The sequence below is a fragment of the Roseibium litorale genome (assembly GCF_014842915.1).
GTDB lineage: Bacteria > Pseudomonadota > Alphaproteobacteria > Rhizobiales > Stappiaceae > Roseibium > Roseibium litorale.
The window spans coordinates 70,133-91,162 of the sequence record NZ_JACYXI010000011.1 but is presented as its reverse complement, the minus strand read 5'-3'; the positions used below and the strand labels follow the sequence as shown (position 1 = coordinate 91,162).

The following is a 21,030-nucleotide window of genomic DNA, read 5'->3' as shown; positions in this document are numbered from 1 at the left end:
CTTTGACACTCAATTCCTGGATCCACATAATCGGCCAAGAGGTTTTTATTCCTGTCAGCCGGAGAGTATTGAGGAGGCATCACATGCTGTCGCATGCACAGGTCTGGGCGGCGATTGACGGGCTTGCCCGCCGCTATGGCCTGTCTCCATCAGGGCTGGCCAAACGTGCCGGGCTGGATCCGACGACTTTCAATCCCTCCAAACGGTTTGCCGGTGACGGCAGGCCGCGCTGGCCGTCTACCGAATCTCTTGCCAAAATCCTGGAAGCCACCGGGGAACCGCTTGGCACCTTTGTCGCTGATCTTGCCGCCGCAGGCGCGCCCTCCACCGCCGGCAGGACCCTTCCTTGCGCAGGCTTCAGCGAAGCCTCCCGCCAGGAGGCTTTTGACACGAAAGGCCGCCCGTCTGGCGAGGTCTGGGGGGAGTTCACCTTTCCCGATCCCTTGGCAAAAGGCCTTTTCGCACTGGAAGTCGGCGGCGATGACCAGCTGCCGGTTTACCGGGCGGGAGATGTGCTGATCATCGCGCCTCTTGCCGCCATCCAGCGCGGCGACAGGGTCCTTGCCAAAATTCATGGACAAGGCCTCTCCATCCTGACGCTGGAAAGACGGACACAGGCAGGAATACAATTCAGTCCCCTGGATGGAAACAGTGAGGGGGTCTATCTCGCTCATGACCAGATCGAGTGGGTAGGCCGCATCTTATGGGCGAGCCAATGACTGGTCTTTCTGTCCCCCGTCGCGTCCCGCTTCCCGTCGTTATAGGCGTGCTCTTCGCTGGTGCCGTTACCTGGCTGGCCTTGAGCGACCCGCCCGAAGAGGAGCCGGAACCCTCTCCCCTTCCCGCGGCCTCTTCAGCCGTAACGGCAGATCTCCCGCCTGGACAGCAAACGCAGGTTGCCGCGCCCGCGGCGCTTGTTGAAAACTCGGCGGTGCCTTTGCCGCGCCAGTTGCGCAATGTATCTCCAGAAGGCGTGCGCACCCCGGTGGTGACAGCCCCGATCATGCGGGTTGAACCTTCTCCGATTTATCTGGAACGGCTCAATCCGCCAGTCGCGCCTCTTCCCGAAGGGCCTATCGAACTTCACCGCCCGGAAGTCGTCGATGCCGCAACGTTAAAGACAAAAGCCTTCACCGTCCGCCTCGCCCACATCAAAACCTTGGAGCTGAGCGAGACCTGTGTGTCACGCGTCGGCGGCAAATGGCCCTGCGGTGTCCGTGCCAGAACGGCCCTGCGCGGCCTCGTCCGCATGAACAGGATTTCTTGCGAGAAGATCACCGAGGAGGCCCCAAAGGCCATGATCGCAGACTGCACACGCGGCCCGGTCAATCTCGCGGCATGGATGGTGGAAAACGGCTGGGCGATTCCGGATGAAGGTGCTCCGGAAAATTACACCACGTTGATGAACATGGCGAAAGAACAGAAAAAGGGCCAGTGGCAGTCAGAGTGGCTCTCTGAACTGCCCGGCACAGCCGCACCGCCTCAGCCTCTTGACGAGACACTGCTGCCTCCAACGGTTGGAGAAGACGGATTACGGCCCGGTCTTGACGCGGCGGCCGGACAGCCTGGGCAAAGGGATCTGGATCTCCTAAACCCTCTCGGCTTGCCGCAGGATCTGGGGCCAGTTTCCACGCAGTAGATTTTGCGACGGCATGCGGACCTAAAGCTGAACCACCTTGTCCTCTGGCCCTTCAACGAGAAGACGGACACCATCTGCGGTATAATCCCGCGTGATCACCGTAAGCCCCAGATCCGATATCCGGCGCTCGAGATCGGAACTGGCGGTAAAGGTTGCTTCCACTGTCCGCTGGGCATGCCGGACAAAGGCGATAAGATCCGCATGCGCGATCGCATCCGCTGCGGCTCCCGAATAGGCTCTTGCGAGACCGCCGCCGCCTAGCTTCACACCGCCGAAATAACGCACGACGATGACGCCCGCCTCCACCAGCCTTGCGCCTTGCAGCACGCGCAAGGTCGGCATGCCCGAGGTGCCCGCAGGTTCACCGTCGTCCTTGCCGCTTTCCTCGATCCGGTCATCATCCAGAATGTGCCGGTGCGCGGTCACAAAGTGATTGGCCTTGCGGTGCTCGGACCGAAGGGCTTCCAGCCTGTCCTCAAAGACTGCAAGCGGCACGAGATAAGCCAGAAACCGGGATTTCCGGTCTTCCAGATAGCCTTCGAACTCACGCTCAATCGTCTGGAGGCTCATGGCTCTCAGACGGAAGGGGTCTTGAAATGCTTGGAAAGCTTCAGAGCCTGCCCCTGATAGTTGGAGCCAATGCCCTGTCCGTAGAGCTGCTTCGGCCGCTCTGCCATCTTTTCGTAGACCAGACGGCCAATGGTCTGGCCGTGCTCCAGAATGAAAGGCACATCGTGGGAACGGACTTCCAGAACCGCGCGCGATCCGACACCGCCCGCACCGCCATGACCAAAGCCCGGATCAAAGAAGCCCGCGTAATGCACACGGAATTCGCCGACGAGGGCATCGAACGGCACCATCTCGGCGGCAAAATCCGGCGGAACATGCACCGCTTCCTGGCTGACGAGAATGTAGAACTCGTTCGGATCAAGGATCAGCTCGGCGGCACCGCGCCGGTAGATCGGCTCCCAGAAGTCCAAAGGCTCCTGCTTGCCCGGCAAATCGACGTCGATCAGACCCGAATGGTGTTTCGCCCGGTAGCCGACTAGGCTGCCGGGACCTGATCCCTCAAGATCGATGGAAAGCTGCACACCACCGCCGATCCGCTCGTTGCCGCCGCTCATGAGGGTGTGGATCTTGTGAAACTCTTCCAGCAGCTCGTCACTGATCAGCGACAGGCCGCGCCGGAACCGGATCTGGCTGAGACGGGACCCGGCCCGCACCAGGATCGGGAAGGTCAGCGGCGAGATTTCGGCATAAAGGGGTCCGCTGTATCCCGCGGGAACCGTGTCGAAGGCCACGCCGTGATCGGTGATGACGCGGGTAAACACATCCAGCCGGCCGGTCGAGCTTTTCGGATTGGCGGTGGCAGAGATGTCCGGTGGCAGGTCCAGCGTTTCCTGCAAGGGCACAATATAGACGCAGCCTGTTTCCAGCACCGCACCATCGTTCAGGTCGAAGGTATGAAGCTTGAGCGCTTCCATACGATCCATGACCGACGCCCCCTCGCCCGGCAGGAAACTGGCGCGCACCCGGAAGGCCGTATGACCCAGGCGAAGATCAAGACTGGCCGGCTGGATCTGACCGGCGACAGGTGGCGTTGCGGCGTAGATCGCGCCATCGTCAAACATGGCTTCGATGGAATGCGCCGGCAAAATGCCCGTTGGTGCTGCTGTCATGGTCCGTCCTGCACGGTTTCGGTACTGAAATGCTGTTGACCTGTGTGATTAGCGGATCAAAAGCCCGCAGCCAACCGCTTTCCGCGCCAAGATTGACGCCGCAGCCGATTTGGCCTAAGGAGACTGCACCTCGTGGTGATTTGAGCCGGCCGGCTTGCAGCCACGTTAAACAAGTTGCTAAAAAGGCCGGGTTTGCGAAGAACCCTGGCTACGGCCGGGGTTTTTGCGTTTGGAGCTAAGACATGACCACGAACAAAACCAAGACCGGCAAGAGCTTGCGCCCGGCAACCCAACTCGTTCACGGCGGCACGGTCCGCTCTCCCTATGGAGAGACGTCGGAAGCCATGTACCTGACCCAAGGGTTCGTCTACGGCACTGCCGAAGCGGCGGAAGCGCGCTTTAACGGTGAAGATCCCGGTTTTGTCTACTCCCGCTACGCCAACCCGACCACGGCCATGTTCGAAGACCGCATCCGCATGCTGGAAGGCGCGGAAGCTGCCCGGGCGACAGCAAGCGGCATGGCTGCCGTCAATCTGGCCCTGATGGCATCGGTCAAGGCCGGTGACCACGTGGTGGCCGCCAAGGCCCTTTTCGGCTCCTGCCGCTATATCGTTGAAGTCCTGCTGCCGCGCTTCGGCGTGGAATCCACGCTGGTGGGCGGCACGGATATCGACCAGTGGAAGGCTGCGGTGAAGCCGAACACCCGCGCCCTTTTCCTGGAAAGCCCGACCAACCCGACTCTGGAAGTCATCGACATTGCTGCCGTCGCCAAGATCGCGCATTCGGTTGGCGCGCGTTTGATTGTCGACAACGTCTTTGCGACGCCGCTTTATCAGTCGCCGCTTTCGCTCGGCGCAGATGTCGTCGTCTATTCCGCCACCAAGCACATTGATGGACAGGGCCGGTGCCTGGGCGGCGTCATCCTGTCTGACGAAAAGTGGATCAATGACGAGGTGATGCCCTTCGTCAAACACACCGGCCCGCACATGAGCCCGTTCAACGCCTGGGTTCTGCTCAAGGGTATGGAAACGCTGGCCCTGCGGGTTGAGCGCCAGACCTCAAGCGCTTCGCGGATCGCCGACTTCCTGGCCGGTCAGGCCAAGGTCTCCCGCCTGATCTATCCAGGCCGAGACGATCACCCGCAGGCAGAAGTCGCCAAGCGCCAGATGCGCGCCGGCTCCACCATGCTGGCGGTGGAGATTGATGGCGGCAAGGAAGCGGCCTTCCGCTTCACCAATGCACTGGAAGTGATCAAGCTGTCCAACAACCTGGGCGACGCCAAGAGCCTGATCACCCATCCGGCCACCACCACACACCAGTCCGTTGCGGCGGAAGCGCGGGCAGAGCTTGGAATTTCCGACGGCATGCTGCGCCTGTCGGTCGGGCTGGAAGACCCGCTGGATCTGCTGGAAGATATCGAAGCTGCTCTCGCAGCAATCTGAGCCACACCTTGGCTGAGACAATTCAGGCCCGGAGAGCCTCCGGGCCTGATCAAACTCTCTAGTCTCCACGCTTTATGCGGAAAGACGGCGTCCATTCGGGCCGGCGATCAGCCAGACGATGAAGCCCAGAACCGGGAAGACCAGGATACCAAGGATCCAAAGCACTTTTGCGCCCGTCGAGGCCCCACTGGAGATGACCTTGAGGATCGCATAAATATCGAGTGCGAGGATCAGCAGTCCAACAAGTCCATATTCCATAGCAGCTCTCCTTGACTATTTCTGCCAAGTTAACGGGCAAGCTGCGTGATTGTTCCCGAAAGTCAGACTTATTTCGCAAGAATACGCGCTACCAGCAGAACTCTTGCAGCCGCAGAGACACCGCAAAGCGCCGCGAATGCAAAGGCTAGCCAGGGAAAGATCTCCGGAAAGACGCACATCAGCAGAAACATCAGGATGGTCTCAAAGCCTTCCGCAATCCCCGCAAGGTAGTACAACGACTTTGCACCTTGCCTGTCCGTGCTGACCCCCTTCCGCTCGGCCATGATGGCAAACGCAAGAAAGGCGGAGCCGTTGGCATAAAAACTGGCGAGCAATGCTGTGGCGGCCAGTGCGTTGGCCGCAGGGTCCGACCAGGCAAAGGCAAGAGGGATAGAGCCGTAGAAGAAGAAGTCCAGCGTGATGTCGAGATAGCCACCGAGATCTGTCTTGCGGCTCGCCCGGGCAACCGCGCCATCAAGGCCATCGGCCAGCCGGTTGAGGCAAATCAGAAGGCCTCCGGCCAAAAACAAACCACCCGCGATCATCCCCGCGGCCGCAAGCCCGACCACGAAGCCCCCTAGCGTGATGCCATTCGCCGGGATCCCGAGACGCGCCAATTCCCGCCCCGCTCTGTTGAGCGGCGGGTCAATTACCGGTCGCAGGCGGGCATCGAACATTCGCAGGTCCAGTCTCAAAACGGTCAAAGGCGCGCAATAAATGCTGGAACCGGCGGCCCGGGGCAAGCTGATCCCTTTCACCAATGCGTCATCCGCCCTATAAGCACGCCCAAAGGGGCGATCTCAGCCCGCACAAAGCGTTATGGAGAGCTGGCACATGTACCGTGCTGTTACCGCAGGCATCGAAGTCTCGGTTGAGCCATATTATCTGGACGATGAGTCCGAGCCGGAAAAGGGCCACTATGTCTGGGCCTACATGGTCGAGATCCGCAATGACACCAGTGCGCCCGTTCAGCTGCGGACACGCTACTGGAAGATCATGGATGGTCTCGGACGTGTCGAGGAAGTCCGCGGCCCTGGCGTTGTCGGTGAGGAGCCGGTGATCGAACCGGGCGAGACCTACGAATATTCTTCCGGCTGCCCGCTGAAGACCAGCTCCGGCATCATGGTTGGAAGCTATGGCATGGAGCGGGAAGACGGCACCAAGTTCGATGTGGAGATTCCCGCCTTCTCCCTCGATCTGCCGGACGAGGTGCGCAGCCTGAACTAACGGCTGCGCCAAGCTCCAAGGCGGCAGATCAGGCGCGGCGGTGGCGGGCGATGGCGCTGCGCTCGATTGCGGCCACCGTCAGCTTGTCGAGATTAAACCGGTCGCGCAGGATCTGCAGGATCCGCAACTCTTCCTTGGAAACATCGAGGTCGGCAGCGGCCACTTCTACGGCAAGGGCATAGGCCGTATCAAACAGATGGACCGGCAGGGTGTCGGCGACGAGCGCGAGCACCTCGGTCAGGCCGTCCTGCTCCTGAAGCCGCTCGCCGCAGCGCTGTGCGGCGGCAAGAACATTGCCGGAATCATAGTCGGAGAAGACCGGCAGCGCTTTCACCACACCACCGATCGTCGCAAGTTCCGCATCCGTCATGGATGCGTCAGATGCTGAGGTGATCACCATGACGTAGATCAGGGCTTCCTGAATGCTAATCGTATCGCTCATCATGTCCCTTGCGCCTCGCGCGTTTCCGGTCATCCAAAATCAGTCCGACAGGTAACTCCTTAGCTGCCCCTGTTCAAGGTGCGAGCCGGACCTGGCCGTTTCCCATCCCATTCAATACAGTAATCATTGACGTGGGGGCTGTGCTTTTCTAGTGTCGCCGCGCCTTTGCCGGTGCGGAAAACCGTTTCAGCCGGCACGGTTCCTTTTTCCTAACAAACAGAACAGAACCCAAAGATGACCGAACGCTCCCTGCCACCGCTTGACCTTTCGCGCGATCTCGTCGAAGCGGCCCAGACTTCCAAAGCCTGGCCGTTCGAGGAAGCCCGCAAACTGGTCAAACGGGTCGCGAAACGGGACCCTTCGGTGCCGGTTCTGTTTGAGACCGGCTACGGCCCATCGGGTCTGCCTCACATCGGCACCTTCGGCGAGGTGGCCCGCACCACCATGGTGCGGACGGCTTTCCGCGTCCTGACCGAAGACAAGATCCCGACCCGGCTGCTGTGCTTCTCGGACGACATGGACGGCATGCGCAAGATTCCGGAAAACGTTCCGGACATGAAGGCGCTCGAGCCCTATCTTCAGATGCCGCTGACCGTGGTGCCCAACCCGTTTGGCGGGGACTACAAGAGCTTTGGCGATCACAACAACGCCATGCTCCGCCGGTTCCTCGACACCTTCGGCTTCGATTACGAATTTGCCAGCGCGACGGAGTATTACAAGTCCGGCAAGCTGGACGGTATCCTGCTGAAGGCCGTCGAAAAGTACCAGGCCCTTATGGACGTGATGCTGCCGACGCTGGGCGAGGAACGCCGGGCAACCTACAGCCCGTTCCTGCCGATCTCGCCAACTTCTGGCCGCGTGCTCTATGTGCCGATGAAGGAAGTCGATGCCAAGAACGGCACCGTGACCTTTGAGGACGAGGATGGCCGCGATTGCACGCTGCCCGTTACCGGCGGCCATGTGAAGCTGCAGTGGAAGCCGGACTTCGGCGCCCGCTGGGCCGCTCTTGGCGTGGATTTCGAAATGTTCGGCAAGGACCACGGCCCGAACATGCCGGTCTATGACAAGATCTGTCAGGTCCTGGGCGGCACCCCGCCGGAGCATTTCGTCTATGAACTGTTCCTGGCCGACGATGGCGCCAAGATCTCCAAGTCCAAGGGCAACGGCCTGACCATCGACGAGTGGCTGACCTATGCCCCGACCGAGAGCCTGGCGCTCTACATGTTCCAGAAGCCGAAGACCGCGAAGAAGCTCTATTTCGACGTGATCCCCAAGGCCGTGGACGAGTACTTCACCTATGCGGAGAAGTTTTCTGCCATGTCAGCGGAACAGAAGCTGATGAACCCGGCCTGGCACATCCATTCCGGAAATGTGCCCGCGATCGACATGCCCGTGCCTTTCGCCATGCTGCTGAACCTGGTCTCGGCTTCCAATGCTGAGAACAAGGATGTGCTGTGGGCGTTTATCACCCGCTATGCACCGGGCGTGACTGCTCAGACCCATCCGAAGCTCGACGAGCTGGTGGGCTACGCGATCCGCTACTTCGACGACTTCGTCAAGCCGACCAAGTCGTTCAAGGTGGCAGACGACGTGGAGCGCGATGCCTTGCAGAAGCTGGACGCCGCTCTTGCTGCCCTTCCCGCCGATGCGGACGGCAATGTCATTCAGGATGCCATCCTGGATGTCGCGCGGCCGATCGAGCGCTATCAGGACACCAAGAAGACCGGTCCGGACGGTGGTCCGGGTGTATCGGTCCTGTTCTTCCAGATGCTCTATCAGGTGCTTCTGGGGCAGGAACGCGGGCCGCGCTTCGGTTCCTTCGTGGCGCTTTACGGGATTGCCGAGACCCGCACCATGATCGCAAAGGCGTTGAACGGCGAGTTCACGGCCTGACATCGGTCTGCAATGCACTTATGATGGCGGCACAGGTTTCGGTCCCAGGGCCGCCATCGCTGTTTCTGGCCCTATGAGTAGCGCCGGGTAAACTGCTCCATCTGGCGGCGCAGACCATTTACTTCTCTCAGAACCCTGTCCGTTTCGGCCCGGATCAAGATCCGTTCGGCTTCAGCCTCAACCGCAAACTCTTCCGACAGAAGCCTGGTCTCCAGTTGCATGAGTTTCATCCCGGCGCTTGCCTCTTCAACAAGGGCAAGTTCCTCCTCGATCTCTACCGCCTGCCAGAAGTCCGGCATCAGCATGCGCAGGACGTGGCCCAGCCATAGCAGACCGGCAAGCCCCCACACGAACCAGACAAGCCAGACAGCAAGCCCGGTTCGGGGCAGAGGATCGAGACCGTGTAAAAGCAGGGTCTCCAAACTGATCCACAGCGTTCCAAAATGATCCGGATAGACCGATCTGAGCACTGCAGTCATCGTCAGGGCCGCACAAAAGATCAGGACCACCGTCGCCCCAAGGCACCGGGCAAGCTGCCGTGCGATCTTTAAGACAGCGGTGGAAAGCCAGAACAGGGCTGACAACTCCGCCGAGAGACGGAAGTTCTGGAACATCCGGAGCAGCAAAAGCGCCAGAATGCCGGGCATGCCGAGCATCAAGGCCAGGACCAGCAGAGCGAGGTCGAACAGGTTCCAGATATCGCGGAAGAAAACCAGTCCCTGCACAAGCAGTCTCGCAGCGGCAACGAGACCGTACAGGATCACCAGCAGCAGCATTATCCGCTGAAGAATGGCCAGCATCTCCACCGCAAGCCAATCCGACAGGGAGAGCGTCAGCGTGATCACAACCCCGGCCGCCAGAACCGTCCTGAGCCAGTCCAGGATCAGCTGAAACGTCTTCCATTTGCCCATCAGTCTCTTCCCTGCCCCGGCTTTCATTTGGAAGACGCGGCAGACGGGAAAAGATGAAAATAAACTGGAAGATCAGCTCTTGAGGCCGCTCCGCCTCAGCTCCGCCACTTCCTGACGAAGGGCCCGCACCTCGGCCAGGATCAGCTCCGCCTCGTCCTGCATGGCCTGACGGCTGCTTTCCGCTTCGGCCTCATGCTCTTCCTGCATTGCCGACACGATGATCCCGATGAAGAGGTTCAGCACCGTGAAGGACGTGCAGAGAATAAAGGGCACAAAGAACAGCCAGGCGTTCGGGTAGACCTCCATCACCGGCCGGACGATGCCCATGGACCAGCTTTCCAGGGTCATGACCTGGAACAGCGTGTAGACCGACCGGGCGATCGTACCGAACCACTCAGGGAAAGCCTCCCCGTAGAGCTTGGTTGCCATGACCGCGAAGACATAGAACACCAGCGCCAGCAAGACGACAATGGACCCCATGCCCGGCAGAGCCGCTATCAGGCCACCGATAACGCGGCGCAGGGATGGCAGAATGGAAATCAGCCGGAGCACCCGCAGGATGCGTAGCGCGCGCAGGACGGAGAAAGGTCCGCTGGCTGGAACAAGCGCAATTGCCACGATGATAAAATCGAACAGGCTCCAGGGATCTTTAAAGAATGCCAGCCGCCGGGCATAGATGCGCAGCAGGATCTCGAGGGTAAAGAGCACGAGGATCACGCTATCCAAGGCCAGAAGAAGCGGCCCCATCGCATTCATGGCAGTGGTGCTGGTCTCCAGCCCGAGGGTGACCGCATTCAAGGTTATGATGGCAATCACACCGATTTCCCACGCGGGGGTGGCGATCAGTCTGGTGATCCGTTCACGCATCTTTCTCTCAGGCTCCGGTTCGGCAACATGCGGTGCAGGCTCGCCGCGGCAGGACTTCCGGGAGCCGGCACCGGGCAAGCCGGGAGAAAGTGGTGTTTTTCCAACGTCCCGGCAAGAGAAAAGCGCGGCCATCCGGCGTAGCCTGAGCGCGCCCTTTGAAGCGGATTGTGTATCGCTTGAACGCCCTCTTGACAGAACCAGAGCGGCAGAGCAGAAACGGGCAGCAGGCGGGTGTAGCTCAATGGTAGAGCAGAAGCTTCCCAAGCTTACGACGAGGGTTCGATTCCCTTCACCCGCTCCAGCGCACTTTTCCCGAAACGATTGGATCTGCCAGCGCCGAGCCCGGAGCATTTCATTATGCGACCCCTCGCCGGCTGCGTGATGTGCTTTGCCTAGCTCTGCAGGCATGAAACTCAGAGCTTGCGGCTCAGACGGCGGCGGCTGGAGAGACCATGGGCCGTCTTGTTCCATTGAAATGGCTTGGTAAAAAACTCCCAGACGGCGCAGTAAAACGCAATACTTGCACACATCCAGTAGACCGGGATCAGAAGCAGATCCAGCGGATTGGGGGCGTATCCCCGCTTCCGGCCAGCCAGCCAGGTTGCCGTTGCAGCGCCCGCATAGCCCGTAAACATGGCCGTGCCGCACAGAAGCAGGAAGCCGGTCTCCCAAAAGCCAGCCCTTGCAGGCGCCGGCACGATCCCGGTCATATACCCCCCCATGATGGCAAGAATGAAAGGATGCAGGGCCATCATGACGAAGCTTCCGGCAATCATCGCCAGCATCACGACGCTCCGTGTGGGGCCAAGATCCAGCCAAATCTGGCGTGGATCGCGCATATGCACGCAAAGTGTCTGCATCCACCCCTTAAACCAGCGGGTCCTCTGGCTCCGCCACGCCTTCCAGCACAGCGGGGCCTCCTCATGAGTGGTGCTGGGCAGAACACCGATCCTGTAGCCGAACCGGGCCAGTCTTACACCCAGATCCGCATCTTCAGTGACATTGTACTTGTCCCAACCGCCTACGGCATCAAGCACGGAGCGCCGGAAGTGGTTTGACGTGCCGCCCAGCGGAAAGGGCCAGGATTTCTTGTGAAACCAAGGCAGAAGCTGATCAAAAAGACAGGCGTATTCCAGCGCAAACTGGCGCGCAAAAAAGCTCTCGTCGTGATTGTCCACGGCGAGCCGGGCCTGCAGGCAGGCAAGCCGGTGGGGAGCAAGGCTGAAAAACACCGCAGCCTTCTTGAGCTGATCCGGGTCGGGCCTGTCTTCCGCATCATAGACGGTGATCAGCTCCCCTTTTGCACCTTCCAGCCCATGGGCCAATGCCCGGGGTTTCGTGCGTGGGCTGCCTTCCGGCACCAGAACAATCTGCATGTGATCCGGCAAGCCATGGCGGTAGAAAGCATGCCGGGTTTCCGTGTCGTCCCATTCCAGCAGAAAGCGGATATCGAGACGGTTCCTCGGATAATCGAGCTGCCTCAACCCCTCGATCAGATCTCCCACGACCTGGGCCTCCCTATAGAGCGGGACAAGCACCGTGTAGACAGGCCAGCGGATCAGCGGGTCTGTGAAAGGTTTGGGCAACCGGTAGTCAATCACCTCACCCTGCGTGGCAAAGGCACTGAGCAAACGGACGACACCCGTCGCGCAGCAATTGAGCGCAAAGAAGCACCCTACCCCGTAGCCGAGAACGGATGGCGGCAGCAGCAGTCCGGTCAGAAAGGCAATAATTGCAACCAGAACGACAGAGAGCTGCGTCTGAGAAAGCCGGAGCCTGGCGCTGTAGTGCGGGAACCGGCTCTCCAGATCGCCCGCGGGTGTGTTCAAAACAGTCGAAGCATGCCTTGCGGCGGCTGGCGTGCTCATCCGGAGCTGCTTCTGAAGAAGAGGATGCGTGTCCAGATAGGCCTTGACCTGCTCGAACTCCGAAAGCTCGGGAGCGATGACGTAATAGGGCTGCCGGTTGCCTATGCCTGTCAACAGGGGACCACGATCCATACTGCCAAGGCCGACGGGGATGGAGTTGACCGACTGGGGCCGGAAACCGCGATCGGGGATAAAGGGTATGCCGCAATATTCGGCCATTGCGCTGTAGATGGCTTCTTCGGAGACCACGGCTTTGCGGACCAGATATTCCGCAGGCGTCATCCCGAGTTCCGGCGCCTGCCTGATGGCCGTCTTCAGCGTGCTTTCGGCAATTCCCCGCTGGTGGAGTACACCAACCACTCCAGGCAAGCTATCCGCCATGATCCGTTCCCCCCGGAACGTCACCGTGCTAGTTCTACGGTGAGACCCCAATCATCCGGCCACCCCTTCAGCCGTACGGATGCGATTTAGCCACATGTCAAGATTTCCATCAATAGTTTTAACAGTTTTTTTTACATTTTATGGTTGCGCCCAATTTGTGCTTCCTGCGCTGGCAGAAGCCACTGGACCGGTGGTTCCAAACTACTGGGATCCCAAGGCCGTTCTGGACCGCCCTGCCCAAGTTCCCGAGAAAATCCAGTTCCTTGCGTCCGACTCTTTCCCGCCCTTTGTCTTCCGGGACGAGACCGGCCGCCTGACGGGGTTCAACGTGGATCTGGCCCGGGCGATCTGTCTGGAACTGGGCAGCTCCTGCTCTTTGCGTATCAAGGAGTTCGATGTGCTGGTTGATGCGCTTCGCGAGGGAGAAGGTGACGCGATCATCTCCGGCCTGGCTCCAACCGCCGAGTTGCAGGGTTCCCTGCGCTTCACCCAGGACTATCTGAAACTGCCAGCCCGGTTCATCACGCTGAAAGGCAAGAGCTTCGACGAGACCTCGCTTGCCGGTAAAATCCTCTCGGTCGAGGCTGGCTCCCGGCACGAGGCATTCGCCCGCGCGTTCTGGCCCGAGGCAACGCTGATTACTGAGGAAGACCTTGCGTCTGCACGCAGGGATGTGATCGAAGGCCGCGCCGACGCGCATTTCGGCGATGGGCTTTCGCTTTCCTTCTGGCTGAATAGCGAGGCTGCCGGCAGTTGCTGCAGCTTTGCAGGCGGCCCCTGGATGGAACCTGGATATTTCGACCAGGGGCTTTCCGTTGCCCTTCGCAATGATGACATGGAACGCGCAGAAGCTATAGATTATGCGCTGAGGGTGCTTGCCCAGAAGGGAACCTTCCGGGAGCTCTATCTCCGCTATTTCCCGCTGAGCTTTTACTAAGGGTTCCGGCCGTTGTCCCGGAACGGCAACAGCAGGCTCCAGCCAAGGCGCCGGGCCCCACGCGACTTTTCCGGGCTGAGACCAATGGTCATCCGCTGATGGCCAAGTGCAGGCATCCGTACATAGGTGCGGAAGAGGCGGTCCCATACCGACAGGCAAAACCCGTAGTTGCTGTCGGTCTCGTTCCGTGCCGCGGAATGATGCACACGATGCATGTCCGGTGTGACGACCAGAAACCGTAATGCCGAATCCAGGCAGCCTGGAAGCCGGGCGTTCGCATGATTGAACATCGCCGTTCCATTAAGAGCGATTTCAAATACCAGGACCGCCTCCGGCGAAGCCCCAAGTGCTATGATCACTGCGCCTTTCCAGAAAAAGGACAAAAGGATCTCCACGGGGTGAAACCGCAGCGCCGTGGTTACATCCATGTCCCCGTCCGCGTGGTGAACTTGATGGACACGCCAAAGCAGCGGAACCTTATGCGCAGCCCAGTGCTGGAACCAGACAGCCAAGTCCAGAAGAAGGAAGGCCGCACCTCCTTCAAGAGCGGGAGAAAGCTCCAACTGATTGAGCAACCCGGTGTCCACCTGCCCTGCCCATACCGCCAGTCCAACCCCGCCCAACGGAAACAGCAGCCTGACGATTGCGGTGTCGAGCAGAACGATTGCCCAGTTCACCGGCCAGCGGCCTTTGCGGCTGACCGACAGCTTGCGTCTGGGCCAAGCCACTTCGGCCAGCGACATCAGAAGGAATATGCCCAGAAATACGAGAAGCCGCACCATTCCCGCATCTAGTTCAGGCATATTCGCTCCCCTCTTCCTGCTCTGTCTTGCCGGGGTCCGGAAAACACGATACCTCCGGCCACTCTGCATTTTCACGTCACCTTGGCCCAACCTGCGCCCGAACCGGATTTCCTTCAATGGCCGATTTTCTCTGGACCCGCCCAGACCAAGCTCCAACTGCCGTCCTTCTTCTGGCCCACGGGGCCGGCGCTGCCATGGACAGCAGCTTCATGAACCGCCTGGCAAACGCCCTTGCCGCTCATGGGATTGCCGCAGTCCGGTTTGAGTTCGCCTATATGGCCAAGCGCCGGGACGGCGGGCCAAAGGCTCCGCCGCCCAAGGCAGACAAGCTGATCGGCGAATTCCAGACAGCTCTCCAGAAGCTGCTTGCAGAGATGAAGGCCGAAGGCCTGGATGGCCCGGTGCTGATCGGTGGTAAGTCCATGGGTGGACGGGTTGCGGCCATGCTGGCTGGCGGAAGTTCGCTGCCCTCCCGTGTAAAGGCCGTCGCCTGCTTCGGCTATCCGTTCCATCCGACCGGTCAGTCTGATGCCACCTGGCGTTTGGAGCCGCTGGAACAGTCCAACCGCCCGGTTCTGATCCTGCAGGGCGATCGCGACCCGTTCGGCAACAGGGAAGAACTGGCAGGCATCACGCTGCCGGAAAAGGTCTCAATCATCTATCTTGAAGACGGCAACCATGACTTCGGCCCGCGCGGCCAATCGCCGGCAACCCTCGACAGCAACGTCACCGCAGCTGCGGCTGCAACCGCCGGATTTGCCGCCAAGCTCCTACAAGCCTGACCCTGTCCCAAGCCGTACGCACAACAAAAAGCCGCCTGGAAATCCCGGCGGCTTTTCATTTTTCTGTTCCAACAAGATCAGGTTCTGGCCTTGTCGAACCCGTAGCTGGTGCTGCAGAACTCGCACTTGACCACGATCTTCCCATCGACGGTCATGTCTTCGACTTCCTCAGCCGTGAAGGTTTCGAGAACGCTTTCGATGCGTTCGCGCGAGCAGCGGCACTTGTCGGCAATCTTTTGTGGCTCATAGAGACGCACGCCGCGCTCATGGAACAGGCGGAACAGCAGATTTTCGACGGAAATTTCCGGATCCGTCAGCTCGACATCCTTGACCGTTTCGACGAGAGCGCGGGCTTCCACCCAGGCATCATCCTCTTCGAAATCGCCCTCATCCGTTTCATAAGGCGCATCGCCCGGATCGAGATCCGCCTGACGCATGCGCTCGGGCGCTTCAGGCAGGAACTGGATCAAGATACCGCCAGCCGTCCAGCTGTGGGCCGGAGCCTCACCTTCCGCACGGGTGAAGAGCTCGCCAACCGCCAGACGCACTTCGGTCGGGATCTGCTCGGAGCGGGCAAAGTAGCGGCGGGCCACTTCTTCCAGGGAAATGCCATCCAGCTCGACCATGCCCTGGTAGCGCTGCATGTGCTGCCCCTGGTCGATAGTCATTGCCAGATAACCACGCCCCAGCAGAGCTTCCGGAGAAGCCTTGCCCGCATCCATCAGATCCAGCACCTGAGCTTCATCGAAGCTGGCGCAGGCACGGATGGCATCCGGTGAGGAGAAATCCACAACCAGCATGGACACCGGACCATCGGTCTTGGTCTGCAGGGTGAAACGCCCCTCGAACTTGAGCGAGGTGCCGAGCAGGCTGGTCAGAACCACAGCCTCGGCCAGAAGCCGGGAGACGGGCTCCGGATAGGCATGCCGGTCGATGATGGCAGCAATGACGGGGCCGAGCGAAACCGCACGGCCACGCACATCAAGTCCCTCAACAGAGAAGGGACGCACTGCATCAGGCCCGGCAGGCGTTACGCCGAACTCTTCAGGATCGAATGCCAAGTCTCTGCCTCTCAGACCGCGTCAAAACACCAGGCAAGAATGCCCTTCTGCGCGTGCAGACGGTTTTCCGCCTCGTCGAAGACCACCGAGTTCGGACCATCCATGACTTCAGAGGTCACTTCCTCGCCGCGATGGGCAGGAAGGCAGTGCATGAACAATGCATCGCCATTGGCCTCGTTCATCAGGCGCTGGTTCACCTGATAGGCAGCCAGCAGATTGTGGCGCTGTTCTTCGTCATCATCACCCATGGAAACCCAGCAATCGGTGATGACACAATCCGTGCCCTTCACCGCTTCAAAGGGATCATCGGTCACGACGATGGAGCCACCTTCCGCACGGGCCCGTTCGATCAGGTCCTTCGGAGGAGCCAGTTCGCCAGGGGTCGCAATGCGCAGCTCGAAGTCGAGGCGCGGTGCCGCATGAACCCAGGAGGCCAGCACGTTGTTGCTGTCCCCGGTCCAGGCAACCGACTTGCCCTTGATGGAGCCGCGATGCTCTTCAAAGGTCATCAGGTCGGCCATGATCTGGCACGGATGGGACCGCTTGGTCAGGCCGTTGATCACCGGAACAGTGGCGTTTGCAGCCAGCTCGTTGAGGTCATCATGGCTGAGGATACGGATCATGACCGCATCGACGAAGCGGGACAGCACCCGCGCCGTATCGGCGATGGTCTCGCCGCGGCCCAGCTGCATTTCAGCGCCGGTGAGCATGAGGGTTTCCCCGCCCAGCTCACGCATGCCGACGTCAAAGGAGATACGGGTTCGCGTTGACGGCTGCTCGAAAATCATCGCCAGAACCTTGCCCGCCAGCGGGCCTTCGCCGCGGCGCACGCCGTTCCGGGTGCTCTTGATATCGCGGGCGCGCTGCAGGATCGCCCGCAGCTCGTCACCGTTAAAATCCGTCAGGTCGAGAAAATGCCGCGAGATGCCGTTCGTCGTCACACCGTCGCTCCTTCGTCACTCATTGTCTTCTCAATAGCGCTTGCTGCGGCATCCAGCCGGACAAGCGCCTCATCAATTTCTTCCTCGGAGATGGTCAGCGGCGGGATGATCCGCACCACATTGTCCCCTGCCGGAACGGCCAGAAGCCCATGCTCGCGCGCCTTGGCAACAAATTCGCCAACCGGCACGACACACTTCAGGCCGAGCAGCAGCCCCTTGCCGCGCACATCGGACACCACCTTCGGGTGGGTATCGACGAGAGCTGCGAGCTTCTGCTTGAGCAGAAGGCCCTTGGCCTGAACACCTTCAAGGAAGCCATCCGCCAGGATGATGTCCAGAACCGCATTCCCGACCGCCATGGCCAGCGGGTTGCCGCCGAAAGTCGTACCATGGGTGCCCGGAACCATGCAGGAGGCAACAGCTTCCGTTGCAAGGCAGGCGCCGATCGGGAAGCCGCCGCCGATGCCCTTCGCAATCGCCATGATGTCCGGGGTGATGCCGGCCCACTCATGAGCAAACAGCTTGCCAGTCCGGCCAACGCCGGTCTGGATCTCGTCCAGGATCAGCAGGATGCCTTCGTCATCGCAAAGTTTGCGGAGCTGACGCAGGAAATCGACCGGGACCTCACGGATGCCGCCTTCGCCCTGAACCGGCTCGATGCAGATGGCCGCGGTCTGCGGACCGATGGCCTTCTTGACGGCCTCAATGTCGGTCAACGGGATCTGGTCGAAGCCGGGCGCCTTCGGGCCAAAGCCTTCGAGATACTTCGCCTGTCCGCCCGCCGCGATGGTCGCGATGGTCCGGCCGTGGAAGGCCCCTTCAAAGGTCAGGATATGGAACCGCTCCGGATGACCGTGGTCATAATGATAGCGGCGCGCGGCCTTGATCGAGGCTTCCATGGCTTCCGCACCGGAATTGGTGAAGAACACCTTATCCGCGAAGGTTGCCTCAGTCAGGCGTTTGCCAAGCTTCTCCCCGCCCGCAGGTGTGTGCAGGTTGGACGTGTGCCAGAGCTTGGCCGCCTGCTCGGTCAGAGCGGCAACGAGATGAGGGTGGCTGTGGCCAACGGAGTTGACGGCGATGCCGGACCCGCAATCGAGGAATCGTCGGCCGTCACTCGTCACAAGCCAGACACCTTCCCCACGATCGAACTCCAGGCCCGATCTTGCGTAAGTACCAAACAGCGTAGACGCCGACATATTCTCAAACTCCCTGGGAGCGTTGGTGAAGACGCCATGCGCAGTGTTCCCCGCAGCCTGAGAGGCCGCTAAAAACGAAACATGCCGCCCCGATGAGGCGGCACGCGCATGTCGAGACTGCTTATACACCCGGAGGGCGGTTTGCTGTCAATGCAATTGGCCCAAAACCGCCAATCCGGCGGAGCGCCCTCCGATCAGGCTATTCTGGGGAAAAGTCTTTTCATCCCCACCTGAATCCCGGCGGGAACTTGCCTCAGATTTTACCGCTATTGTAGGCTTCAACCCGTCGGACACGACATCTCGTGTGCAAATCAATTTACGGCACTAGATATGCCATCGCTGGCACGCCCTTGCGTGCCTTAATACTAGGTTAATGCCTCGTGGCATGGCCACGGACCAACGAGGTGCGGCAAAATGAGTTGGACGAACGAACGCGTGGAGCTTTTGAAAAAGCTCTGGACCGACGGACTGAGCGCAAGCCAGATCGCAGGTGAACTTGGCGGCGTCACGCGCAACGCAGTTATTGGCAAGGTTCACCGCCTCGGCTTGTCTGGCCGTGCGAAGACCCCTGCCCCGGCAGCGAAGCCACGCAAGGCGCGCCCCGCGGGTCAGCCTTCTTCGAGCGGCAGCAGCCGCCCGGCAAGCGCACAGCCCCAGACGCAAGGCGCAACAGCGCTGAAGATGGACGCCGAACCGGCCAATGTCATCGCGATCAAGCCGCAGATCGAACCGGCTGCCGAGCCGGTGCCGATTTCCGAGCGCGCCACGATCCTGACCCTCACCGAACGGACCTGCAAGTGGCCGATCGGAGACCCGAGCACGGCAGATTTCTACTTCTGCGGCCGTAACTCGGACGTGGGCGTTCCTTACTGCGCTCATCACTGCAAGATTGCTTACCAGCCGGTCAGCGACCGCCGCCGCGACCGCAAGGCAATCTCGGCCTGATTTAAGGCTGCATCGTCAAGTCTCCGCCAGAGGCCAGGGCGGAAACCTGAAATGCGCCGCACCTGAAGCCCGCCCCACGGCGGGCTTTTTTTTCGGGTGGACCGCCGTTCTACCACCGGTGAGATTGCAAATGGCGCTTGCCTCAAGACCTGACAGCCCTTGCCTCAGCGGCTTCAGCAGGACAAGAAGACTGGCCTCATGTTGCAGCTCCCACTGGCAGCAGTGAGGACCAAGACGTAAAAAAGGGCGCCGAAGCGCCCTTTAATTTCTGAACAGCAAAGGCTTTTCAGGATGATCAAGCCATCGAGAACTGGTCATTAAAGGCATAGCCCGCGCCACGGACTGTGCGGATCGGATCTTTGGCCTTGCCGCGGTTCAGTGCCTTGCGCAGACGGCCAACGTGCACATCCACTGTGCGCTCGTCCACATAGACATCGTGTCCCCAAACACCGTCAAGAAGCTGCTCGCGGGAGAAGACCCGTCCCGGAGACGTCATCAGGAACTCCAACAGACGGAATTCCGTCGGGCCCAGATGAATTTCCTTGGTGTCCCGGCGGACGCGATGGGTTTCCCGGTCGAGTTCGATATCGCCGGAGCGCAGCATGGACGATACGACTTCCGGGCTTGCCCGGCGCAGGATCGCGCGGACGCGGGCCATGAGTTCCGGCAGGGAGAACGGCTTGACCACATAGTCATCCGCCCCGGTGGATAGACCGCGGATGCGCTCTGCCTCTTCGCCGCGCGCGGTCAGCATGATGACGGGAAGCCGCTGGGTTTCCTCACGCATGCGCAACCGGCGGCACAGCTCAATTCCGGACAGGCCCGGCAGCATCCAGTCGAGAAGCAGAAGATCCGGAAGGCTCTCGCGCAGACGCACTTCCGCCTCGTCGCCACGGTCGCAAACCTCGACCTTGTAACCTTCCGCTTCCAGATTGTATTTCAGCAGCAGGCTGATGGGCTCTTCGTCTTCAACGATGAGTACCTTCGGCATTTAGCACAGCTCCGCAATTCTTATTCTTTACCGCAGCAGGCAGGGCTTACGCGCCCTGCCCTGTCACTGCACCTGTCTCGTCGACCTTCGGGCGCTCATCGGTGAGGCGCTCGCCGGTGACCATGTAGTAGACGTTCTCGGCAATGTTGGTGGCGTGGTCGCCGATCCGCTCGATGTTCTTCGCGCAGAACAGAAGATGCGCGCACTGGCTGATGTGGCGCGGATCTTCCATCATATAGGTGAGAAGCTCACGGAACAGAGACGTGTAGATGGCATCGATCTCACTGTCGCGTTCACGGACCAGACGCGCTTCCTCGGCATTGCGGCGGGTGTAGGCGTCCAAAACGGCCTTCAGTTGAGACTGGGTCAGTTCGACCATGTGCTCAAGGCCAATCGCCAGCGTCTTCGACTTCAGGCCGCTGTCCATGGCGATCACGCGCTTGGCAACGTTCTTGGCCAGGTCGCCGACCCGCTCCAGGTCATTCGCGATGCGGCCCGTCGCCATGATCTCCCGCAGGTCCTGCCCCATGGGCTGACGGCGGGCAATGATGTTGACGTTGCGCATTTCGATATCGAGCAGGAGCTCGTCAAGACGGACGTCCTGAGCGATGGTCCTCTGCGCCAGGTCCAGATCCTGGGTCATCAGAGCCATGACAGAGTCCGTGATCAGGGTTTCGGCCAAGCCGCCCATTTCCGCGATACGGCCAGCTACGGCGGTCAGCTCCTGGTCATATGCGGTTACCGTATGTTCGGTCATCTCTTGT

22 protein-coding genes, 1 tRNA gene and 1 riboswitch are annotated in these 21,030 nt (G+C 60.4%); of the genes, 9 read left to right on the top strand and 14 right to left on the bottom strand.

The features are described 5' to 3' along the window. The first annotated feature begins 83 nt into the window (after positions 1-83). On the top strand, positions 84-719 hold the full coding sequence (locus IG616_RS16560; protein ID WP_192149279.1) for a S24 family peptidase: 636 nt from the start codon (positions 84-86) through the stop codon (positions 717-719). Next, entirely contained in the window at positions 716-1,639 is a 924-nt protein-coding gene (locus IG616_RS16555; protein WP_192149278.1) for a thermonuclease family protein, read from the top strand. The genes IG616_RS16560 and IG616_RS16555 overlap by 4 nt, the downstream gene beginning before the upstream one ends. Before the next feature lie 21 nt (positions 1,640-1,660). Here IG616_RS16555 and IG616_RS16550 read toward each other — a convergent pair whose 3' ends face one another. Both IG616_RS16550 and IG616_RS16545 read right to left on the bottom strand, forming a co-directional pair. Further along, positions 1,661-2,209 (bottom strand): YigZ family protein, encoded by a 549-nt coding sequence (locus IG616_RS16550; protein ID WP_192149277.1) that lies wholly within the window; start codon positions 2,207-2,209, stop codon positions 1,661-1,663. 5 nt (positions 2,210-2,214) lie between these two features. After that, positions 2,215-3,318 carry a 2'-deoxycytidine 5'-triphosphate deaminase gene (locus IG616_RS16545; protein WP_192149276.1) on the bottom strand — a complete coding sequence of 368 codons (1,104 nt, stop codon included), beginning with the start codon at positions 3,316-3,318 and terminating at the stop codon, positions 2,215-2,217. Positions 3,319-3,440: 122 nt separating this feature from the next. Continuing rightward, a riboswitch (SAM riboswitch) is annotated at positions 3,441-3,520 on the top strand. 40 nt (positions 3,521-3,560) lie between these two features. On the opposite strand from IG616_RS16545, the gene IG616_RS16540 reads away from it, so the two are divergent. Continuing rightward, positions 3,561-4,760 carry an O-succinylhomoserine sulfhydrylase gene (locus IG616_RS16540; RefSeq protein ID WP_192149275.1) on the top strand — a complete coding sequence of 400 codons (1,200 nt, stop codon included), beginning with the start codon at positions 3,561-3,563 and terminating at the stop codon, positions 4,758-4,760. A 72-nt stretch (positions 4,761-4,832) separates the two neighbouring features. Here IG616_RS16540 and IG616_RS16535 read toward each other — a convergent pair whose 3' ends face one another. Further along, entirely contained in the window at positions 4,833-5,018 is a 186-nt protein-coding gene (locus tag IG616_RS16535) for a PLD nuclease N-terminal domain-containing protein (protein ID WP_192149274.1), read from the bottom strand. A gap of 68 nt (positions 5,019-5,086) precedes the next feature. Beyond that, positions 5,087-5,695 carry a CDP-alcohol phosphatidyltransferase family protein gene (locus IG616_RS16530; RefSeq protein ID WP_192149273.1) on the bottom strand — a complete coding sequence of 203 codons (609 nt, stop codon included), beginning with the start codon at positions 5,693-5,695 and terminating at the stop codon, positions 5,087-5,089. A 157-nt stretch (positions 5,696-5,852) separates the two neighbouring features. Here IG616_RS16530 and apaG point away from each other — a divergent pair, with 157 nt between their 5' ends. Then, entirely contained in the window at positions 5,853-6,245 is a 393-nt protein-coding gene (gene apaG / locus IG616_RS16525; RefSeq protein WP_192149272.1) for a Co2+/Mg2+ efflux protein ApaG, read from the top strand. Between the two features lie 28 nt (positions 6,246-6,273). Here apaG and IG616_RS16520 read toward each other — a convergent pair whose 3' ends face one another. Further along, positions 6,274-6,687, bottom strand: a complete 414-nt coding sequence (locus IG616_RS16520; protein ID WP_192149271.1) for a tellurite resistance TerB family protein — start codon at positions 6,685-6,687, stop codon at positions 6,274-6,276. Positions 6,688-6,921: 234 nt separating this feature from the next. On the opposite strand from IG616_RS16520, the gene IG616_RS16515 reads away from it, so the two are divergent. Further along, on the top strand, positions 6,922-8,580 hold the full coding sequence (locus tag IG616_RS16515; RefSeq protein WP_192149270.1) for a lysine--tRNA ligase: 1,659 nt from the start codon (positions 6,922-6,924) through the stop codon (positions 8,578-8,580). A 71-nt stretch (positions 8,581-8,651) separates the two neighbouring features. Here IG616_RS16515 and IG616_RS16510 read toward each other — a convergent pair whose 3' ends face one another. Next, the gene (locus tag IG616_RS16510; RefSeq protein WP_192149269.1) at positions 8,652-9,491 is read right to left on the bottom strand and encodes a hypothetical protein; all 840 of its coding nucleotides are present in this window, start codon (positions 9,489-9,491) and stop codon (positions 8,652-8,654) included. 72 nt (positions 9,492-9,563) lie between these two features. Further along, entirely contained in the window at positions 9,564-10,358 is a 795-nt protein-coding gene (locus IG616_RS16505) for an ion transporter (RefSeq protein ID WP_192149268.1), read from the bottom strand. Positions 10,359-10,585: 227 nt separating this feature from the next. On the opposite strand from IG616_RS16505, the gene IG616_RS16500 reads away from it, so the two are divergent. Continuing rightward, positions 10,586-10,659 (top strand) — tRNA-Gly (locus IG616_RS16500). Between the two features lie 112 nt (positions 10,660-10,771). Here the strand turns inward: IG616_RS16500 and IG616_RS16495 are convergent. Next, positions 10,772-12,607: a glycosyltransferase gene (locus tag IG616_RS16495; protein WP_192149267.1), complete on the bottom strand. Its 1,836-nt coding sequence runs from the start codon at positions 12,605-12,607 to the stop codon at positions 10,772-10,774. Between the two features lie 157 nt (positions 12,608-12,764). Between IG616_RS16495 and IG616_RS16490 the strand changes: the two genes are divergently transcribed. Further along, a complete protein-coding gene (locus tag IG616_RS16490) occupies positions 12,765-13,544 on the top strand; it encodes a transporter substrate-binding domain-containing protein (RefSeq protein ID WP_209007656.1) in 780 nt (259 codons plus the stop codon). On the opposite strand, the gene IG616_RS16485 is transcribed toward IG616_RS16490, so the two are convergent. Beyond that, on the bottom strand, positions 13,541-14,347 hold the full coding sequence (locus IG616_RS16485; RefSeq protein WP_209007654.1) for a sterol desaturase family protein: 807 nt from the start codon (positions 14,345-14,347) through the stop codon (positions 13,541-13,543). The genes IG616_RS16490 and IG616_RS16485 overlap by 4 nt on opposite strands. Before the next feature lie 116 nt (positions 14,348-14,463). Between IG616_RS16485 and IG616_RS16480 the strand changes: the two genes are divergently transcribed. After that, positions 14,464-15,129: an alpha/beta fold hydrolase gene (locus tag IG616_RS16480; RefSeq protein ID WP_192149265.1), complete on the top strand. Its 666-nt coding sequence runs from the start codon at positions 14,464-14,466 to the stop codon at positions 15,127-15,129. 77 nt (positions 15,130-15,206) lie between these two features. Here the strand turns inward: IG616_RS16480 and IG616_RS16475 are convergent, their stop codons facing one another. The 3 genes from IG616_RS16475 to IG616_RS16465 are packed head-to-tail and all read right to left on the bottom strand — an operon-like array spanning position 15,207 to position 18,330. Further along, on the bottom strand, positions 15,207-16,190 hold the full coding sequence (locus IG616_RS16475; protein WP_192149264.1) for an Hsp33 family molecular chaperone: 984 nt from the start codon (positions 16,188-16,190) through the stop codon (positions 15,207-15,209). An 11-nt stretch (positions 16,191-16,201) separates the two neighbouring features. Continuing rightward, a complete protein-coding gene (argF, locus tag IG616_RS16470; RefSeq protein ID WP_073009057.1) occupies positions 16,202-17,131 on the bottom strand; it encodes an ornithine carbamoyltransferase in 930 nt (309 codons plus the stop codon). Continuing rightward, a complete protein-coding gene (locus IG616_RS16465; protein ID WP_192149263.1) occupies positions 17,128-18,330 on the bottom strand; it encodes an aspartate aminotransferase family protein in 1,203 nt (400 codons plus the stop codon). Before IG616_RS16465 ends, argF begins: the two co-directional genes overlap by 4 nt. A gap of 414 nt (positions 18,331-18,744) precedes the next feature. Between IG616_RS16465 and IG616_RS16460 the strand changes: the two genes are divergently transcribed. Next, on the top strand, positions 18,745-19,275 hold the full coding sequence (locus IG616_RS16460) for a GcrA family cell cycle regulator (RefSeq protein WP_192149262.1): 531 nt from the start codon (positions 18,745-18,747) through the stop codon (positions 19,273-19,275). 295 nt (positions 19,276-19,570) lie between these two features. Here IG616_RS16460 and phoB read toward each other — a convergent pair whose 3' ends face one another. Together phoB and phoU are read right to left on the bottom strand one after the other, a co-directional pair. Next, positions 19,571-20,266 carry a phosphate regulon transcriptional regulator PhoB gene (phoB, locus tag IG616_RS16455; protein WP_192149261.1) on the bottom strand — a complete coding sequence of 232 codons (696 nt, stop codon included), beginning with the start codon at positions 20,264-20,266 and terminating at the stop codon, positions 19,571-19,573. A 46-nt stretch (positions 20,267-20,312) separates the two neighbouring features. Continuing rightward, a complete protein-coding gene (gene phoU, locus IG616_RS16450; RefSeq protein ID WP_192149260.1) occupies positions 20,313-21,023 on the bottom strand; it encodes a phosphate signaling complex protein PhoU in 711 nt (236 codons plus the stop codon). Positions 21,024-21,030 lie beyond the last annotated feature (7 nt).

Coding starts and splice junctions, on each gene's coding strand:
- phoB (WP_192149261.1), bottom strand. CDS start 20,266: ATGCCGAAGGTACTCATCGTTGAAGACGAAGAGCCCATCAGCCTGCTG.
- apaG (WP_192149272.1), top strand. CDS start 5,853: ATGTACCGTGCTGTTACCGCAGGCATCGAAGTCTCGGTTGAGCCATAT.
- IG616_RS16550 (WP_192149277.1), bottom strand. CDS start 2,209: ATGAGCCTCCAGACGATTGAGCGTGAGTTCGAAGGCTATCTGGAAGAC.
- IG616_RS16530 (WP_192149273.1), bottom strand. CDS start 5,695: ATGTTCGATGCCCGCCTGCGACCGGTAATTGACCCGCCGCTCAACAGA.
- IG616_RS16480 (WP_192149265.1), top strand. CDS start 14,464: ATGGCCGATTTTCTCTGGACCCGCCCAGACCAAGCTCCAACTGCCGTC.
- IG616_RS16485 (WP_209007654.1), bottom strand. CDS start 14,347: ATGCCTGAACTAGATGCGGGAATGGTGCGGCTTCTCGTATTTCTGGGC.
- IG616_RS16505 (WP_192149268.1), bottom strand. CDS start 10,358: ATGCGTGAACGGATCACCAGACTGATCGCCACCCCCGCGTGGGAAATC.
- IG616_RS16535 (WP_192149274.1), bottom strand. CDS start 5,018: ATGGAATATGGACTTGTTGGACTGCTGATCCTCGCACTCGATATTTAT.
- IG616_RS16460 (WP_192149262.1), top strand. CDS start 18,745: ATGAGTTGGACGAACGAACGCGTGGAGCTTTTGAAAAAGCTCTGGACC.
- IG616_RS16520 (WP_192149271.1), bottom strand. CDS start 6,687: ATGAGCGATACGATTAGCATTCAGGAAGCCCTGATCTACGTCATGGTG.
- IG616_RS16495 (WP_192149267.1), bottom strand. CDS start 12,607: ATGGCGGATAGCTTGCCTGGAGTGGTTGGTGTACTCCACCAGCGGGGA.
- IG616_RS16555 (WP_192149278.1), top strand. CDS start 716: ATGACTGGTCTTTCTGTCCCCCGTCGCGTCCCGCTTCCCGTCGTTATA.
- IG616_RS16540 (WP_192149275.1), top strand. CDS start 3,561: ATGACCACGAACAAAACCAAGACCGGCAAGAGCTTGCGCCCGGCAACC.
- IG616_RS16515 (WP_192149270.1), top strand. CDS start 6,922: ATGACCGAACGCTCCCTGCCACCGCTTGACCTTTCGCGCGATCTCGTC.
- IG616_RS16560 (WP_192149279.1), top strand. CDS start 84: ATGCTGTCGCATGCACAGGTCTGGGCGGCGATTGACGGGCTTGCCCGC.
- IG616_RS16510 (WP_192149269.1), bottom strand. CDS start 9,491: ATGGGCAAATGGAAGACGTTTCAGCTGATCCTGGACTGGCTCAGGACG.
- IG616_RS16545 (WP_192149276.1), bottom strand. CDS start 3,318: ATGACAGCAGCACCAACGGGCATTTTGCCGGCGCATTCCATCGAAGCC.
- phoU (WP_192149260.1), bottom strand. CDS start 21,023: ATGACCGAACATACGGTAACCGCATATGACCAGGAGCTGACCGCCGTA.
- IG616_RS16465 (WP_192149263.1), bottom strand. CDS start 18,330: ATGTCGGCGTCTACGCTGTTTGGTACTTACGCAAGATCGGGCCTGGAG.